Here is a 16,854-nt window from a genome sequence, read left to right as displayed (position 1 = left end):
CAGGCGATCGCTGGGAGTTTCACGCACCTTCCGTGCGACACGCGGGCCCCTCGCCGGGCCGCCGCATAGGCTGGGGGGATGACCGATGTCGCGCTGCCCTCCGGAATCAAGCAGGACGAACTCGACGCGGGCATCCGCCCGCAGGACGACCTCTTCCGACACGTCAACGGCCGGTGGATCGAGCGCACCGCGATCCCGGACGACAAGGCCAGGTACGGGTCGTTCCTCGTGCTGCACGAGGAGGCCGAGCAGGCCGTACGCGAGATCATCGAGGAGTCGCAGGCGGCCGAGCCCGGCACCGAGGCGCGCAAGGTCGGCGACCTCTACGCGAGCTTCATGAATGAGGAGCGCGCGAACCTGCTGGGCGCGACGCCCATCGCGGGCCAGCTCGTCGAGGTCGACCTCATCAGCTCGGTCGACGCATTCCTCGAGACGCTCGGCCGACTCGAGCGCCAGGGCGTTCCGGGCTTCCTGCAGCTCTACGTCGACAACGACCCGGGCGACCCCGAGCGTTACCTCGTCTTCGTCGAGCAGGGCGGCATCGGCCTGCCCGACGAGAGCTACTTCCGTGAAGAGCGCTTCGAATCCGTTCGCGAGGCGTACCGTGCACACCTCGAGCGGATGCTGCGGCTCGCGCAGCTCGAACAGCCCGAGGAGCGTGCTGCCCGCGTCTATGAGCTCGAGACCGCGATCGCCGCGGCGCACTGGAGCAACGTCGAGACGCGCGACAGCGAGAAGACGTACAACCTGTTCTCATGGGCCGACGCGGTCACCGAGGCATCCGCTGATCTCGATGTCTGGCGCGACGCGATGGGTGTGCCGGCCGGCGCGTTCGACGAGATCGTGCTGCGCGAGCCGTCGTTCGTGCAGGGGCTCGGCGCGCTGCTGACCGAGGACCGCCTGCCCGCGTGGAAGGACTGGCTCGCCTGGCAGGTCGTGCGCGGCAGCGCCGCCTACCTCTCGAACGACTTCGTCGAGGCGAACTTCGACTTCTACGGCCGCACGCTCACCGGCACCCCGCAGATGCGCGAGCGCTGGAAGCGCGGCGTCTCGCTCGTCGAGGGTGCAATGGGCGAGGCCGTCGGCCGCATCTACGTCGAGCGGCACTTCCCGCCCGCCGCGAAGGTGGCGATGGACGACCTCGTCGCGAACCTCGTCGAGGCCTACCGGCAGTCGATCGACGCGCTCGAGTGGATGGGCGAGCAGACCCGGGCCAAGGCGCTCGACAAGCTCGCGAAGTTCACGCCGAAGATCGGCTTCCCGGTGAAGTGGCGCGACTACTCGGCGCTCGAGATCACCGACGACCTCGTCGGCAACGTGCGGGCGACCGCCGAGTTCGAGTTCAACCGCGAGCTCGGCAAGATCGGCAAGCCGCTCGACCGCGACGAGTGGTTCATGACGCCGCAGACGATCAACGCGTATTACAACCCCGGGTTCAACGAGATCGTGTTCCCGGCGGCAATCCTGCAGTACCCGTTCTTCGACGCCGAGCGCGACGCTGCCGCCAACTACGGCGCGATCGGCGCCGTCATCGGTCACGAGATCGGGCACGGCTTCGACGACCAGGGCTCGAAGTACGACGGCGACGGTCGCCTCACCGACTGGTGGACCGAGGCCGACCGCGCCGCGTTCGAGGAGCGCACGACGGCGCTCATCGCCCAGTACGACGCGCTCGTGCCGTCGCAGCTGCATCCCGATTCCTCCGCGGTGCTCCCTGAGCCCGTCGAAGGCGAGGGCGAAGCGGATGCCTCGGGCGAAGCGCCGCACGTCAACGGCGCCCTCACGATCGGCGAGAACATCGGCGATCTTGGCGGACTCGCGATCGCGTGGAAGGCCTACGTCATCTCGCTCGGCGGCGACGTCGACTCGGCGCCCGTGATCGACGGGCTGACCGCCGCGCAGCGCTTCTTCCTGTCGTGGGCCCAGGCCTGGCAGATGAAGGGCCGCGACGAGGAGGTCGTGCGACTGCTCGCGATCGACCCGCACTCACCGAACGAGTTCCGCTGCAACCAGATCGTCAGGAACATCGACGAGTTCTACGCTAGCTTCGAAGTGACTCCCGACGACGCCCTCTGGCTCGACCCAGCCGAGCGTGTGACGATCTGGTAGTCCTGTACGTTCAATCGAGGAATTTCGAGCGCGCCGCTTCAGCGGTGGGGGAGCGCCGACTGTCAGAGGAAGGCCGTGGGAGCACCGTGGTGACGTCGTCGCAGGGTTCGGAGCGGCGTGCACGGCATAGCGATCTCCGGCGCGGCAAGCATCGCACCGAAGAGGCGGGCGAGAATTTCGCCCGCGGGTTCGACGCGCTCGGCGAGCTCGCACTCGCGGGCGTGCAGGTCTCCGCTCGGGCGACCGACCTCGCGACCGGCAAGGTGCTCTTCTCCGTCGACGACCACGTCGTCATGCCGACGGCGTCGATCGGCAAGGTGCTGCTGCTCGTCGAGGTCGCGTCGCGGCTCGTGGGCGACAGCAGCGAGGCGTTCACGGTGCTCGACCGGGCGCCCCGCGACGCCGTCGGCGATTCGGGCATCTGGCAGCACATGCAGTCGCCCTCGCTGCCGCTCGCCGATCTCGCGGCGCTCATCGGGGCCACGAGCGACAACCTCGCCACGAACGTGCTCATCCGCCACGTCGGCCTCGAGGCGGTGCGTGCGCGCACGGAGGCGCTCGGCCTGACGCGCACGGCGCTGCTCGACCTCGTGCGCGACCACCGCGGACCCGACGACGCACCGCAGCTCTCGATCGGGTCGGCGAAGGAGCTCACCTGGCTCTTCGCCTCGCTCGCCCGCGGCGAGATCGTCTCGCCCGAAGTGTCGCAGCGCGTCGTCGGATGGCTCTCGCTGAACGCCGACCTCTCGATGGTCGCGAGCGCCTTCGGGCTCGACCCCCTTGCGCACCGCACCCCCGATCACAACGTGCTGCTCATGAACAAGACCGGCACCGACGGCGGGGTGCGCAGCGAGGTGGGCGTGCTCCGGGGCCCGCGCGCGAGCGTCTCGTACGCCGTGTCGATGTACTACGCCGACACGATGATCTCCTCGCGTCTCGCGGTGCTCGACGGCATGCGCCAGGTCGGGCTCGACCTGCTCGAGTACGTGCACTGAGCCCATCCCGGCTGCGGCGCGGGCATGGGGAGTCCTCCCCATACGGAGGGTGGTGTCCGTTTGGTACGGTACTGCGGAGAGGCTTCTCTCTCACACAACCTTCCCCTCGAAAGGCGCCACCACGCATGCGTCCCATCTCCTTGCGAGTCCGAGCGGCTGCCATCGCCGCAGTCGTCGCGCTTCCCCTCGCCGGCCTGCTCGCCGCCGCTCCGGCTCAGGCGGCCGACGCTCCGGTGATCACGGTCGACACCACCTCGTTCCCTGCGGGCGAGTGGGGTGCGGGCTTCCACATCGCGGGCACCGGCTTCGTCGGCACCGGTGACGTGACGGTGTCGGTCGGCGTTTCCCTCGGCCCTTCATCGGGCGAGACCCTCTACGAGGTCACCGTGACGCCCGATGCCGCGGGTGCGATCGATGCGCAGGTCGTCCCGACCCGTGATGCTCCGGTCACGAGCGAGTCCGACTACCCCCGGGTCTCCGTGGGCGCGAGGCAGCAGCTCGATGGCACCGAATGGCTCGTGTCGAACGCCGTCGCGCTGACGATCACCGAGTCGGACGTGCCGGAGCCCACCGTCAGCCTCGCACAGGTGGTTTCGCCCGATCAGCTCGCCGCCGGTCTCACTGCGAACTTCGCGGGCTTCCGTGCCGATGAGCCCGTCTACTACGGGTTCCAGCTCCTCCGCGACGGCGAGCCGGTCGGTGACTTCGCCGGTCTGCAGGAGACTGTCGCTGACGCAGCGGGCGCGGGCACTGTTACCGTCACGATCCCTGGCGCCCAGGTCGGCGACGTCCTCGCCTACTACTTCAGCGGCGACGTGACGGGCCGCTTCATCGAGGGCGAAGCCCCCGTCGTCGCCGCTCCGGTGGTTCCGGCCGGCGAGAGCACGACCTCGGCCACGTCCGGACCTGCGCTCGCAGAGACGGGTGTCGAGCTCGGCGCCGGATTCGCGGCGCTCGCGCTCCTGGTGCTCGGCGCCGGCGCGCTTATCGTGACGCGTCGCGTTCGCGCCGCCCAGCGCTGATCCGCGACGAGTGAACGGGGGCGGTGCCACGCGGCACCGCCCCCGTTTCGCATTCCCGACGGCCGCGACGGTTGAGACGTGTACGCTCTCGACGTGCACATCAGAGCGATGCAACCTGGTGACCGTGCAGCGGTCGACGTTCTTCTCGCGACCGCGTTCGCCACGCCCGCATCGTCGGCCGCCGAGCCGCCGATCGAGGTCGGGCTGAACACGGCGCTCCTCGATTCCGATGCGATGCTGCCCCACCTCACGCTCGTCGCCGAACTCGACGGCGAGATCGTCGGCTACTGCATCAGCACCCGCGGCACGGTAGACGCGACGACTCCGGTGCTCGGACTCGGGCCGATCGCGGTCGCACCCGAACGCCAGCGTGACGGCATCGGTTCCGCGCTCGTGTGCGAGACGATCCGCATGGCCGAGGCACACGGCGAAGGTCTGCTCGTGCTGCTCGGCGACCCCGCCTACTACGGCCGCTTCGGCTTCGTCGCCGGTTCCGAGCTCGGCGTCGACTCGCCCGAGCCGGCGTGGGGTGCGTACTTCCAGGCCCTCCGCCTCACGAACGCCGGCGATGAGCACCGCGGTGCGTTCCGCTACGCGGCGCCGTTCGAAGCGCTCTGATCGGACTGCGCCGTCGTCGGCAACGGAGTGGCCGGAGTCGTCGCCGACTCCGACAGCGATGCCACGCCGGCGATGACCGCCGCGAAGGTCTCGGGCGCCGCGAGGATGCGGAAGTGCCCGGCGACCGGCACCTGCACGTTCGTCGCGCCGGCGAGCACGCTGCCCTCGGGCAGGTGCGGGTCGTAGGTGCCGAACACCGAGACGATCTGCGAGTTCATCGATGCGGCGTCTGAGAGCTCCATGATGGTCGCCCCGTCGGGGAGGAACTCCCGCAGCCCGGGGTCGAGCAGGTAGCGCGCGAGGCGGGAGCCGCCGAACGGGGTGGCGATGGCGACCACGCCGAGCAGCCCGAGCCGTCGATCGGCATCGCCGAGCATCATCCGCTTGCCGACCAGGCCGCCTTTCGAGTGCGCGACCATCACGAACCCCGCCGCCGGAGTCCGGGTCCGCTCGAGCGCACGGGTCATGCGTGCTGCCGTCTCGAAGATGCCGAGCAGGTTCGCGCCGAGGCCGTGCACGACCTGCACGCGGTAGCCGTGCCGGTTGAGGTCGTCGCCGAGCGGTGCCATGAACGACCAGTGCTCGTAGACGCCGGGCAGCAGCAGCACCGTCGGCTTGTCGGCGTCACCGGTCGACCAGCGCCGCGGGGTCTTCGGAAACGCCAGCACGCGCAGGTGCTGGCGCACCGCGTCGAGGTAGTCGAGCGCCCACCATCCCGCTGCCGCGAGCGGTGAGAGCCGGGCGGGGGCATCGGCGACCGTCGCGCGGCTCGCGATCGGGGCATCGGGCTGCACGGATTCCCTGCTGCGCACGGCCGACTCGGTGCGCACCACCTCATGCCCGACCGCCTCGCCGCGGGCGTGCCGGGCGATGAGGTCGGCCACCCTCGGGCCCGCGGTGATCATCGTCTCGTGACCGCGACCCGGCACCTCGACGAGTCGTCCGCGCTGCACGCGCGACGCGACCTGCTCCGCCCAGTAGCGGGGCGCGATGCGGTCGCGCTCGCCGCGGATCACCAGTGTCTGCGCCGGGATCCGCGGCAGCGTCTCCTCGATCCGGTGCTGCATCACAGGGCCGAGCGCCTCGAGGTACCAGCCGAGGCCGGCCTTCGCGTACGAGACGAGGCCGATGCCGAGCACCTTCGGATGGGCGAGCACGAGGTCCTGCGCGAGTCGTGCGGCCTGCTTGCCCACCGATCGTTCGCGAGGGTTGACGGTCGGCCCGATCAGCACGATGCGATCGAAGAGCTGCGGATGCCGCGCAGCAGCCTCGGCCACGACCTGCGCGCCGGCGGAGTGGCCGATGAGCACGGGCCGTTCGATGCCCTCGCTGCGCACGAGTTCGGCGAGCATGTCGCCCGCGGCAGCCATCGACGGCGGATGCTCGGGTGCGGGCGCCTCGCCGAAGCCCGGCAGGTCGAGGGCGTAGACGGTGCCCGAGCGGCCGAGCGCCTCGGCGACATCCGACCAATACTCGTGCGCCATGCCGATGCCGTGCACGAGCACGTACCCGGGGCCGGTGTCGGCGCCCGTGCGGGTGATGAGCGTGACCCACTCGCCACTGCGGAACTCGACGGTCGTCGACATTCCCGCAGTCTACGAGAGCCGTGCCGGCCGCCGCGCCGAGGCTACGCTGTCACTCACCGACACAGCGAAGGAGCGAGTCGATGGTCAGCGAGCCAGTTGCCGAGTCCGGCGAGCCGGTACCAGCGTCCAGCATGCCGGAGCCCGCCTCCAGTGCACCGGCACCCACCGCGCCGCCCTCCGGCCCGCGAGGGTTCGCGAGGGACGTGCAATCCGAGGTGTATCGGGCCGGGCTCTCGGGCATCCGCCCATCGGTGCCGGTCGACCTCGGCGAGCTCGAGCGAGCCGCACGCAAGGCCGTCTCGGCCGAGGCCTTCGCCTATCTCGCCGGCGGGGCGGGCGCCGAGGCCACGATGGCGGCCAACCGCGCGGGCTTCGCGCGCTGGCAGATCTGGCCGAGAGTGCTCCGCGACGTCTCCGAGCGCGACCTCTCGATCGAACTGCTCGGCCGAAGGCGTGCGACGCCGTTCGTGCTCTCGCCGATCGGCGTCGCCGAGATGGCGCACTCCGAAGCGGATGTCGCGGTCGGCCGGGCCGCCGCGGCGCTCGACGTGCCCTACGTCCTGTCGAACCAGGCCTCGCGCCCGATGGAGGAGGTCGCCGCCGCGATGGGGTCGCGGTCGCGGTGGTTCCAGCTGTACTGGAGCGCCTCCGACGAGCTCAACGCCTCGTTCGTGCGTCGTGCCGAGGCATCCGGCTGCGAGGCGATCGTCGTGACGCTCGACACGCACCTGCTCGGCTGGCGCACGCGCGACCTCGACGCCGCGTTCCTGCCGTTCACGCGCGGGCAGGGCATCGCCCAGTACACGAGCGACCCCGTCTTCGCCGAGCTCGTGCGGCAGCGGGTCGCCGCGGGCGCGGGCGGCGGAGCCCGTCCGAAAGTCACCCCGAAGCTGCTCGCCTCGGCGTTCTCCATCGCGCGCGCCGGAGCCAAGACCCCGCTCGTCGACGGCGGCGTGCGGGCGGCGCTGCGTTCGCCGCTGCCGCGGGCGGCGATCGAGACGTTCCTCGACGTGTTCTCGAACCCCGCCCTCACCTGGGGTGACCTCGCGCGGCTGCGCGAGTGGACGAAGCTGCCGGTGCTCCTGAAGGGCGTGCTGCATCCGGATGACGCGTCGCAGGCGCTCGATCACGGCGTCGACGGCATCGTCGTCTCGAACCACGGGGGCCGGCAGGTCGACGACTCCGTCGCGAGCCTCGACGCCCTGCCCGGTGTCGTCGAACGAGTGGGCGGGCGCGTGCCCGTCGTCCTCGACAGCGGCGTGAGGGGCGGGGCCGACGCGTTCATCGCCCTCGCGCTCGGCGCCACGGCCGTCGGCATCGGCCGCCCGTACGTCTACGGACTCGCGCTCGCCGGTGCCTCAGGCGTGCGCGAGGTGGTGCGCAACCACATCGCCGAGTTCGATCTCACGCTCGGCCTCGCGGGGCACCGCTCGGTCGCGGAGATCGGGCCGGGCTCGCTGCGCGCGGTGTGAGCACGTCGACCGTGCCGGCTCGACCGTGCCGGCTCGCTCGTCAGCCCGACTGCACTGCTCGACCGCGCCGATTCGACCGGCGACGCTCAGTCGATGAGCCCGGCCGCGGCGAGTCGTTCGAGCACCTCGGCGCCGGCCGGCGGGCAGCGATCGATGTCGGCCGTCGTGACCCAGTGCAGGCTGCCGACCTCGGCCGAGGCGAGCGGCGCGGCATCCGTCTCGGCGCGGAAGACGCGCATCCGCACGAGTCGGCCGTCGGGCTCGCCGTGCGCGGCCGCGACGACCTCGAAGAGCTCCACGAGCTCTGCGGGGTCGAGCACGAGGGCGACCTCTTCGAGGGCTTCTCGGGCGGCGGCCTCGGCGGCGGTCTCTCCGTCGTCGATCTTGCCGCCCGGCATGTAGTAGACGTCGCGGTCCCGGGCGGTGACCATGAGCACGAGGCGATCGCGCACGAGGGCGATGGCGGCGACGCGGAGATCGGTGAGTTGAGGCATCCGTTCAACCCTAGAACGTGGGCCAGACGACCGGCGAGGCCGCGGTGTAGCCTGAGTGGCCTGCCTTTCTGGAAGAGGGGTGGCACAGTGTTCCGGGTCGCGCGTTACGGGTGCGGCCCGGAACGCGCCGTCTCCGGCCGGGCGTGCGAGAACCCGCGGCCGGGCGTGCGAGAACCCCGGCCCGCCGAGGCGGACCGGGGCTCCCGGGTACAGCGCAGCGGCGCTATCGGAGGTCGGCGATCACCGCCTCGGCCGCGCGGATGACGAGCGCCGCCGCCTCGGCGTCGGTGCGGATGCGGTTCGGCACCTGCGTGACGATGAACTCGAGCCGGCTGATCGCCGCGGTGGTGTCGCCGGCGGCCAGGGCCGCGTCGACCTCGGCCAGCACGTCACCGAACGAGGCTGCCGCGCCGTGCGTGATGCGACCGTCGTCGTCGAGGCTGCCGAGCAGCGCACGGATGTCGCCCGCCGACGTGGTGAACTCGAGCTGGTCGAGGTCGACTCCGCCCGTGCTCGTCACGTACAGCCGGTCGGTTCCCTCGGGCACGGTCACGAGCGGGGCGGATGCCTCCACCCACTCGGTGCCCGCACTCGCGACGTCGATCGTCAGGAACGGCTCGGCGTCGGCGCTGCCCCACCGCAGTGAGAGCGAGCCGGTGCCGGCCGCGCGCGCTTCGACGCCCGTGATGCCGACGAGGTTCACCGGGTCGTACGCCAGCCAGTCGCCGGCGTCGAACGAGGTGACCTTGCGGAAGGCGCGAGCGGTCTCGTCGTCGACGATCGTGGTCTCGCCGCCCTTCGCGTCGGCGTGCTCGGCCTGCAGTTCACGCGGGTTCAGCAGCGTCACGTCATCGGCCGAGAGCGCCGGTGCCGTTGCACTGCCGCCGTCGGTGTACGAGGCGCCGATCTGGGCGTAGATGTTCTCGGTCTCGCCATGGCCGGCCTCCTCCTGCATCTCGATCTCGGCCGTGCAGCCCGTGCCGGTGAACAGCGGGTGGGCGTGCGTGTTGTCGTGACCCAGGGCGTAGCTCCAGTTCACGCGCGAGCAGTCGATCGTCGCGTCTTCCGGGTCGGTGACCTTCACCTCGAAGGCGACGGTGTCGCCCCAGTCGGCGAACGAGCCGTTCTCGGGAGTCACGATCTCGATCGTCGGGGCGGTGTTGCCGACCGTGATCACGACCGATGCGAGGCTTACGCGCCCGCTGGAATCGGTGACCCGCACGCGAGCCGTGTACTGGCCGTCGGCTGCGTACGTGTGGCTGATCTCGGCTGCGCCGTCGGTGAAGGTGCCGGTGCCCTCGAGGTCCCACGCGAAGCTGAGCGCGAGGCCGTCGGGGTGGGTGCTGTTCGCGGCCGAGAAGTCGACCTCGAGCGGGCCCTGGCCCGACGTCACCGAGGCGTCGAGATCGACGCGCGGACCCTTCGTGCCCTCGACGTAGTCGACCCGGTAGAGGCCGGCGTCGGGGTTGGGGCGGAAGAAGCCGTCGCCGTAGTCGAGCACGTAGAGCGACCCGTCAGGGCCGAACTCGAAGTCGATCACGTTGTCCCACGGGGGCATGCCCGCCGCGTTCAGCGAGGCGTTCGGCAGGAAGTCCTCGATCTTCGTCACCTCGCCGTCGGGGTCCTCCTGGCTGAAGGCGAAGATGCGGTCACGTGAGAACTCGGCCATGAACGTCTTGCCGCTCCAGTACTCGGGGAACTTCGTCGTCGACGCGTTCTCCTCGTCGTAGCGATAGGTCGGGCCGCCCATGGGGGCCTGTCCGCCGGCACCGAGCTCGGGCCACGGCTGATGCGTGACCTGGTCGCCGTACCAGATCTGCGGCGCCGTCGCGGCGGGCAGCTGCGTCAGGCCGGTGTTGTGGCGCGAGGTGTTCGTCGGGCCGGCAGCGCAGTCGAACCAGTCGCCCTGGGTGAGCGTCTCGTAGTCCCAGTCGTTGTAGTTCGCGTTCGGTCCGTGGCAGTACGGCCAGCCGCCGTTGATCGGCTTCGTCGTGCTCTGCCATTCCACGTAGCCCATGGGGCCGCGCAGGTCGCTCGCCGTGCCCGCGTCGGGGCCGTAGTCGCCCCACGTGAGGGCGCTCGTGACGGGGTCGTAGTCGATGCGGAACGGGTTGCGCACGCCCATGACGTAGATCTCGGGGCGGGTCTTCTCGGTTCCCGCAGCGAAGAGGTTGCCCGCGGGAATCGTGTAGCTGCCGTCGTCCTGCACGTCGATCCGGAGGATCTTGCCGCGCAGGTCGTTCGAGTTGCCGGCGCCGCGACGCGAGTCGAGGCCGGGGTTGTACCCGATGCGGTCGTTGTTCGGCGCGTACCCGTTGGCGCCGGGCGTGCTCGCCGGCGTGTTGTCGCCCGTGGCGAGCAGCAGGTTGCCGTCGTTGTCGAAGGCGATGTCACCGGCGACGTGGCAGCACTGGCCGCGCTGCACCTCGACCGTGATGATCACCTGTTCGCTCGCGAGGTCGAGTGAGTTCGTCTCGACGTTCCACTGGAAGCGGCTGAGCTGGTTGTAGCCCTTCCACTGGTTCCAGTAGCTCTCGTCCGCGCCGGCCGGCAGCGTGTTCGGCGCCGACCCCGTGGGCGTCGTCGCCGGGTAGGGCGCGGTCATCGTGCGCGGCGCGTAGTAGAGGTAGACCCAGCCGTTCTCCTCGAAGGCGGGGTCGAGGGCGATCGTCTGCAGTCCGTCTTCGGAGTTCGCGTAGACGTCGATCGTGTTGACGACCGAGGTGGTGCCCTGGGCGGGATCGGTGAGTCGCACCTCGCCCTTGCGGGTCGTGTGCAGCACGCGCGAGTCGGGCAGCACCGCGAGGTCGATCGGCTCGCCGACGTCTCGCGTGAGCGTCACGCGCTCGTAGTTGGCCCACGTGGTGGCGCTGACCTCGTCGCCGTGGTCCTCGCCGTCATGTGCGAAGGCAGCGGCCCCGGCGCTCACGGTGAGCGATGTGGCCGCCAGCAGTCCGCTGAGCACGAGTGCGCCCAACCGGATTCTGGATCTGGACATGGATGTCTCCTTGGAAGAGGGGTGTGCTGGAACGAGGAATGCCCCGGGCCGGGTTACGGCCTGGCCCGGGGCAGTGTGCGCTAGCCGCGGAGCGCGGCCATGCCGTCGTACGCGACCTGCGCGAACGCCAGCGACTGGCCGGGGTTCGCGCCGCCGCCGGGGGCGGTGTCCTGCTCCCACATCGAGTTGTGGTAGCCCTTGGCGCCGATGCGCTGGAAGAACGTCGTGTAGTCGATGTCTCCCTGGCCGAACGGAACCATGTCGTAGCCGTTCGGCGTCGCCGTGTTGATGCGCCCGTCCTTCGTGTGGAACAGCGGGAACCGAGTGGACTGCGCCGAGACGACGCCGGCCGGGTCGAAGAGGCTCTCGACCACGGTGCCGTCGGGTGCGGTGAAGCTGCGGTGCTTGTACTGCGCCACGTGCGCCCAGTAGACGTCCATCTCGAGGTACACGTAGCTCGGGTCGGTGTTCGCCAGGAAGTGCTCCAGGCGACGGATGCCGCTGGAGCGTGTCGGCCGGCCGAGCGCATCGAGCGGACCGCTGTCGAGCAGGAAGCTGTACGCGATGTCGTGATTGTGCGTGTACAGCTTGAGCCCGTGCGACGCCGCGCGCTCGCCGAAGAAGTTCCAGCGCTCGGCAGCGAGCTCCCAGTCGGCGACGAACGCGCTGTTCGTCGGGTCGCCGCCGGTGCCGATGTGGCCGAAGCCGAGGATGTTCGCGACCTCGCACTGGGCGTCGAACGCGGCGATCGTCGCGTCGCTGATCGTCCCCGGGATGTTGCCGTGGTTGCCCTCGGCCTCGAGCCCGTTGTCGTCGAGCCACGCGCGAAGCAGGTGGGCGCCCGCGACGTTGTTGACGTTGCCGCCCTCGGCGTTCGCGTGCTGGTTGTAGCCGGCGAACTCGATCTGCTTGTAGCCGATACGTGAGAGCTCTTGGAAGACCTCCTTGAAGCCCGACGCGAGGTCGGTCGTGTTCGGGTCGCGTGAGATGGCGTCGCGCACGGTGTAGAGGATGATGCCGCGCTTGCCCGGGGGCAGGAGCACGCCGTTGCCGGCTGCTTTCGCGCCGCCGGAGACGGCGGCACCGCGGGTGGCGGCGTGAGCCGGTCCGCCTCCGAAGGCCGCCGCGCCGAGTGCGGCGGCCGCGGCCATGCCGGTCGTCGCTGCGAGCAGCTGTCGCCGGGAGAGGCCGAGGCGCCGGCCCAGCTCGGGGTTGTCGTCGCGATCGATGAGATCTTCCATGATGCTCCTTTGCATGAAGAGGGATGGATCGAGACAGGGCACCGTCGCCACTTCGCGCCGAACCGCGCCTCGCATGGATGCGCGATGCCCTGGTTCGCACCGGTCTTCACGCCCCCAAGCCCGCCGACCGTGAATCCCGACCGGCGTTCTTTTTCGAACGGTACGCCACATCTTGCCGACGGGTCAAGCGAAAGACGGATGCTATACGGTATTCTTTTGTCAGTCATCCGGCGAAAGTTTCGTTGCACAAAAGACAGGTTCGCCGCGAGTGGCGGCTGGCTGCGGCATCCGCTCGACGTGCTGGGCGACTGCTACTTCGTGAGCGTCTTCACGAGGGCGACGGCCTCGGCCGGCGACACCTCCGGCAGGTAGGCCCTGCCGATCGCGAGCCCGATCGCCGGCAGGGCGAGCGGGTCGGGGTAGGCCATCGAGATGGTCTCGTACTCGGGGTTGAACTTCGCCTTGAACCTGAACAGCGACGAGAACCCGTAGGCCGGTTCGAGCGTCGTGGCGAGAAAGTCGAGGAGCCGCGTCATGACGGTCGGCGCGGGCGGGGTCTCTCCCGGCGCGAGCGGCTTCGTCGCGAGCGGGGCGCCCGAGAGGCTCAGCACCTCCGCGCCGGACTCCTTCATGTGCAGCGCCGCCGAGGCGATGAGGAACTCCATGATGCCGTTCATGCTGCCGTCGGCACGGCGCATGAAGTCGATCGTCCAGCCGATGACGGCGCCGTCGCGGTGCACGGGCAGCCAGCTCGTCACGGCCTGCAGCCGGCCGTCGGGCCCGACCGCGAGCATGAGGCGCACCTCGGGGTCCTTCAGCTCCTCCATGCCGCCGAGCGTGAAGCCCATCTCGGGCAGCTCCTTCTCGGCGACCCACTCCTCGGAGATCGCGTTGATCTCCGCGACGGTCGCGAGCGGCAGTTCGCTCCAGGTCGTCCAGACCGTCGTCATGCCCTCCTTGATGCCGCGGTTCAGCGCCTGCCGCACCTTCTGCCACGGCTTGCCGGTCAGTTCGAGGCCGGCCGTTCGCACGAGCGTCTCCTCGCCGACCGACATGTGCTGCCAGCCGAGCTCGTCGAAGACGGGCAGGTACTGGGGGTGCACGCTGTAGAAGACCGGCACCCAGCTGTTCGCGTCGCAGAACGCGGCGAACTCGCGGATGACGCGGCCGCCCTCACCCGCCGGACAGATGGGGTCGGACATCGTGATGGCCACGCCGCTGATCACCCGGTACGCCACGGCTGAGTCGCCGTCGGCGCCGAACCACGCCGTGTTGCCCGGCCAGGTCGCCATGAATCCGAGCGTGCCGCCGCCGTTTCGATGCAGCAGCTCGCGGAGCCGGGCGTCCTCGGCGGTCTTCGCCGCGGTGCCGGTGCGCGACATGAGGCGGATCGCCGCGCCGATGAACACCGCCCAGAAGACGGGGCCGACGGCTTGGGCGAGGAAGCCCGTGAGGTCGTGACCCGGCAGCACGATCGGGTCGACGACGGCGAGGAAGTGCGGCGGCACGAATCGCTTCAGCGTGTCGAGCAGCACGTCCCACCCGGTCGCGGCGGGCCAGTACTCGCCGACCGTCGCGAGACCGGTCACCAGGTAGAGGCCGGCGAACACGAGGAAGGCGCCGCCCACGACGCCGGCGAACCGAGCGGCCGCGTCGCGCGGCGCCCGGATCCGGAAGTGCCGTCTCGTGACGATCAGCATGATGATGATGCCGATCGGCAGGGCGAGCACCGCGAGGGCCCAGACGATCAGCTCGCCGAGATCGAACACCGTCCACGTGCCGTCCTCGACGTCGGCGGTCGTCACCGTGACGTCGAAGGCTGTGCGGGCGAAGAGGAGGATCGCGGCGTTCACGCCGATCGCGAGCCACCAGGCGAATCGCCGGCCGTGCCGGAGCCCCCACGCGGCGAGCAGCAGGAGCAGCACCGGCACGAACGAGAGCAGGAACATGCCGAACCCCTGCGCGCTGAGGAGCGCGAGCTGGGCGGTGCACTGCGACGTGGCCGCGGCCGCGGCGGTGGCGGCCTCGCCGCCGCACGTCGCCATCACGGCGGCGAGCTCGAGCGGCTCGTCGGCGTAGAGGTACGAGCCGAAGGCGAAGGGCGTGAGCTCGGAGCGGTTCACGAACGCGACGATCGGGCCGACGGCGGTCACCGCGACGACGGCGGCGATGAGCGTGCGGGTCTCGCGGTGCGAGCTGCGCCTGGCCGACAGGGTCGACGCGTCACGGGTGAACACGGCGCCGAGGAGGTAGCCGGCGATCGCCGCGACGAGGCGGTACGCATTCGACGAGTCGCCGTCGTAGAGCACGAACACGAGGATGAAGGCGAGCGCGACGACACGGATGCGGCGGCGCCAGAGCCGGCCCATGAACGCCGTCGCCGTGATGAGCGCGCCCACGATGCCGGCGAGCGGGTCGAGAGTCAGGTCGGCGGCGGTGCCCGACGCCCACCATTCGCCGGCGAGCGAGCCGATCCACTGCAGCCAGGTGCCGATCGCGACGCCGAGTGCTCCCGTCACGAGGAACGCGACGACCGTGCGCCAGGTGCCCATGCGCCGTTCAGCGACGCCGAGCAGCACGAGCGCCGCGAGCACGCCGAACACGAGCTGGAAGGGGTCGAACGGGATGACGAGCGCGGTCGCGACGGTCCACCACTGCCGGCCGTCGATCGTCGTGATCACGCCGGCGGCCCAGGTGCCGGTCGTCTGATCGGATGCCGCGCCGAAGAAGGTGCCCGTCACGAGCGCCGTCACGACGAGCAGCACCGCGACCGTGATACTGAAGGGAACGCGGCGCATGAACGCACCGAGCGCCTGCCCCGTGGAGCGGAGCCGTCCGCTCGGCACTGCATCTTCGGCGCCGGCGGCGGCGTCGCTGTGTTCGGTCGTCTCGGTCATGGCGCCGACAGTCCGAGCCTGGGTGAGAGCACGTCGAAGCCTTTCTCGAGTCCGCCCGTGAGCGCCACCACGTCGTGGTCGGCCCCGGGCACGAGGAACAGTGTCGTCTGCATGGCGGCGGTGGTCGCGGCATCCGCCAGTCGTTCGGTGCCGCTCACGAAGGCGAGGTCGTGCTCGCCGACCGTGAAGATGGCGGCCGAGTCGGCGTAGGGGGCCTTCGCGGCCATGATGTTCGCGGGCTTCACGAGGTCGTAGGCGAACTGGTCGCCGCCGAAGATCTCGGCGAGCGTCTCGTCGGGATGCTCCGCGCCCGCGTACTCGACGGGGGAGACCGCGAGCAGGTTGCCGAACACCTCGGGGTACTTCGCACCGAAGTAGGCGGCGCAGCCGCCGCCGTTCGAGTACCCGGCGACGGTCGTGAACCGCGGGCCCTGCAGCACGCCGAGTCGCGCCCTCGCCCACGGCACGACGTCCTGCATGACGTAACTCTCGACCTTTCCAAGCTCGCTGTCGAGGCAGAGCGGGTCGTCGGACGGGTCGCCCAGTTGGTCGATCACGAGGGCGATGGGCGCGAGCCCGTCGTGCTCGGCGGCGAACTCGTCGAGCACCTCGCCGATGAAGCTCGCGTCGGGGTCGCCGGGCTGGCCCATCATCATGACGACGAGGGGGAGGCGCGGGGCATCCGTCACGAGCGCTGCCGGCGGCAGGTAGATCTGCGCGGGCCGGGCCTCGAAACCCGACACCGTGTTCGGTACGCCGCCCTGCACGATGCCGACCACGCCGGTCTCGGGGAGGTCGGGCGGCGGGGTCCACGTCGCGTACAGCGGCTCGGCCGGGTCGGCGATCGTCGCGGGGTCGGGAACGGGCGGGTCGACCGTGTCGGCCGTCGAGATGTGGAGCATCGATCCGAGCGTGGGGTTCAGGCCGTACGCGGCGTTCACGCCGAAGGCCGCGGTCGCCGCGAACAGGGGGATCGCGAGGAGCGCGATGAGCTTGCGCCACCACCGCGAGTGCCAGAGGTTCCAGATCGCGATCGTGATGCCGGCGAACGCCGCGGGCACCCAGATCCAGGCCGAGTCGTCGACGGGGCCGCCGAACGCATCGAGTACGTTGACGCCGATCCAGAGCACGGCGACCCCGATGAGCGCGCCGACGACGAGCAGCACGATGACGGTCAGCACCCACGCCCAGCCTGGGCCCCGGAAGAGCAGGTAGACGAACACGAGTGCCGCGAGCCCGTACACCGCGAGCACGAACGGCCCGTCGATCACGTTCAGTTCCCAGATCAGATCCACACCGTCGCCCCCTCGGCCATGGTCGTGATGGGCACAGCGTACCGACCGCGCGCTCGTTCGTGGTCGCACCCGCCCGTAGGATGGTGACACCGTGTCGGTTTCCGGCTTCACGCCGATTTCGACAGCT

11 protein-coding genes are annotated in these 16,854 nt (G+C 70.4%); 5 read left to right on the top strand and 6 right to left on the bottom strand.

What is annotated here, in order from left to right; translation table 11 throughout:
* The first annotated feature begins 78 nt into the window (after positions 1–78).
* The 4 genes from VPH61_RS04035 (at position 79) to VPH61_RS04020 (ending at position 4,744) form a co-directional block, all read left to right on the top strand.
* Positions 79–2,109 carry a M13 family metallopeptidase gene (locus tag VPH61_RS04035; RefSeq protein ID WP_332062226.1) on the top strand — a complete coding sequence of 677 codons (2,031 nt, stop codon included), beginning with the start codon at positions 79–81 and terminating at the stop codon, positions 2,107–2,109.
* 86 nt (positions 2,110–2,195) lie between these two features.
* Positions 2,196–3,104, top strand: coding sequence for a serine hydrolase (locus tag VPH61_RS04030; protein WP_442879049.1), 909 nt, complete (start codon positions 2,196–2,198; stop codon positions 3,102–3,104).
* 125 nt (positions 3,105–3,229) lie between these two features.
* Positions 3,230–4,126 carry a hypothetical protein gene (locus tag VPH61_RS04025; protein WP_332062224.1) on the top strand — a complete coding sequence of 299 codons (897 nt, stop codon included), beginning with the start codon at positions 3,230–3,232 and terminating at the stop codon, positions 4,124–4,126.
* A gap of 93 nt (positions 4,127–4,219) precedes the next feature.
* Entirely contained in the window at positions 4,220–4,744 is a 525-nt protein-coding gene (locus VPH61_RS04020) for a GNAT family N-acetyltransferase (RefSeq protein ID WP_332062223.1), read from the top strand.
* Here VPH61_RS04020 and VPH61_RS04015 read toward each other — a convergent pair.
* Positions 4,717–6,330: an alpha/beta fold hydrolase gene (locus VPH61_RS04015; protein ID WP_332062222.1), complete on the bottom strand. Its 1,614-nt coding sequence runs from the start codon at positions 6,328–6,330 to the stop codon at positions 4,717–4,719. The two genes, VPH61_RS04020 and VPH61_RS04015, sit on opposite strands and share 28 nt — an antisense overlap.
* Positions 6,331–6,461: 131 nt before the next feature.
* Here VPH61_RS04015 and VPH61_RS04010 point away from each other — a divergent pair, with 131 nt between their 5' ends.
* The gene (locus VPH61_RS04010) at positions 6,462–7,802 is read left to right on the top strand and encodes an alpha-hydroxy-acid oxidizing protein (RefSeq protein WP_442879048.1); all 1,341 of its coding nucleotides are present in this window, start codon (positions 6,462–6,464) and stop codon (positions 7,800–7,802) included.
* Between the two features lie 86 nt (positions 7,803–7,888).
* Here VPH61_RS04010 and VPH61_RS04005 read toward each other — a convergent pair whose 3' ends face one another.
* The 5 genes from VPH61_RS04005 to VPH61_RS03985 all read right to left on the bottom strand — a co-directional run bounded on the left by VPH61_RS04005 (position 7,889) and on the right by VPH61_RS03985 (position 16,727).
* Positions 7,889–8,296, bottom strand: coding sequence for an NUDIX domain-containing protein (locus VPH61_RS04005; protein ID WP_332062220.1), 408 nt, complete (start codon positions 8,294–8,296; stop codon positions 7,889–7,891).
* A 223-nt stretch (positions 8,297–8,519) separates the two neighbouring features.
* A complete protein-coding gene (locus tag VPH61_RS04000) occupies positions 8,520–11,294 on the bottom strand; it encodes a PQQ-dependent sugar dehydrogenase (RefSeq protein WP_332062219.1) in 2,775 nt (924 codons plus the stop codon).
* Positions 11,295–11,374: 80 nt separating this feature from the next.
* Entirely contained in the window at positions 11,375–12,535 is a 1,161-nt protein-coding gene (locus VPH61_RS03995) for a sugar phosphate isomerase/epimerase family protein (RefSeq protein ID WP_332062218.1), read from the bottom strand.
* Between the two features lie 311 nt (positions 12,536–12,846).
* Positions 12,847–15,432, bottom strand: a complete 2,586-nt coding sequence (locus VPH61_RS03990) for a rhomboid family intramembrane serine protease (RefSeq protein WP_332062217.1) — start codon at positions 15,430–15,432, stop codon at positions 12,847–12,849.
* Positions 15,429–16,727 (bottom strand): alpha/beta hydrolase, encoded by a 1,299-nt coding sequence (locus tag VPH61_RS03985; RefSeq protein ID WP_332062216.1) that lies wholly within the window; start codon positions 16,725–16,727, stop codon positions 15,429–15,431. Before VPH61_RS03985 ends, VPH61_RS03990 begins: the two co-directional genes overlap by 4 nt.
* Positions 16,728–16,854: the final 127 nt, after the last annotated feature.

Source organism: Agromyces sp. CCNWLW203 (genome assembly GCF_036576125.1).
Taxonomy (GTDB): Bacteria; Actinomycetota; Actinomycetes; order Actinomycetales; family Microbacteriaceae; genus Agromyces.
Note: the sequence above shows the minus strand (reverse complement) of the source record. Positions and strands in the feature narration are given on the sequence as shown.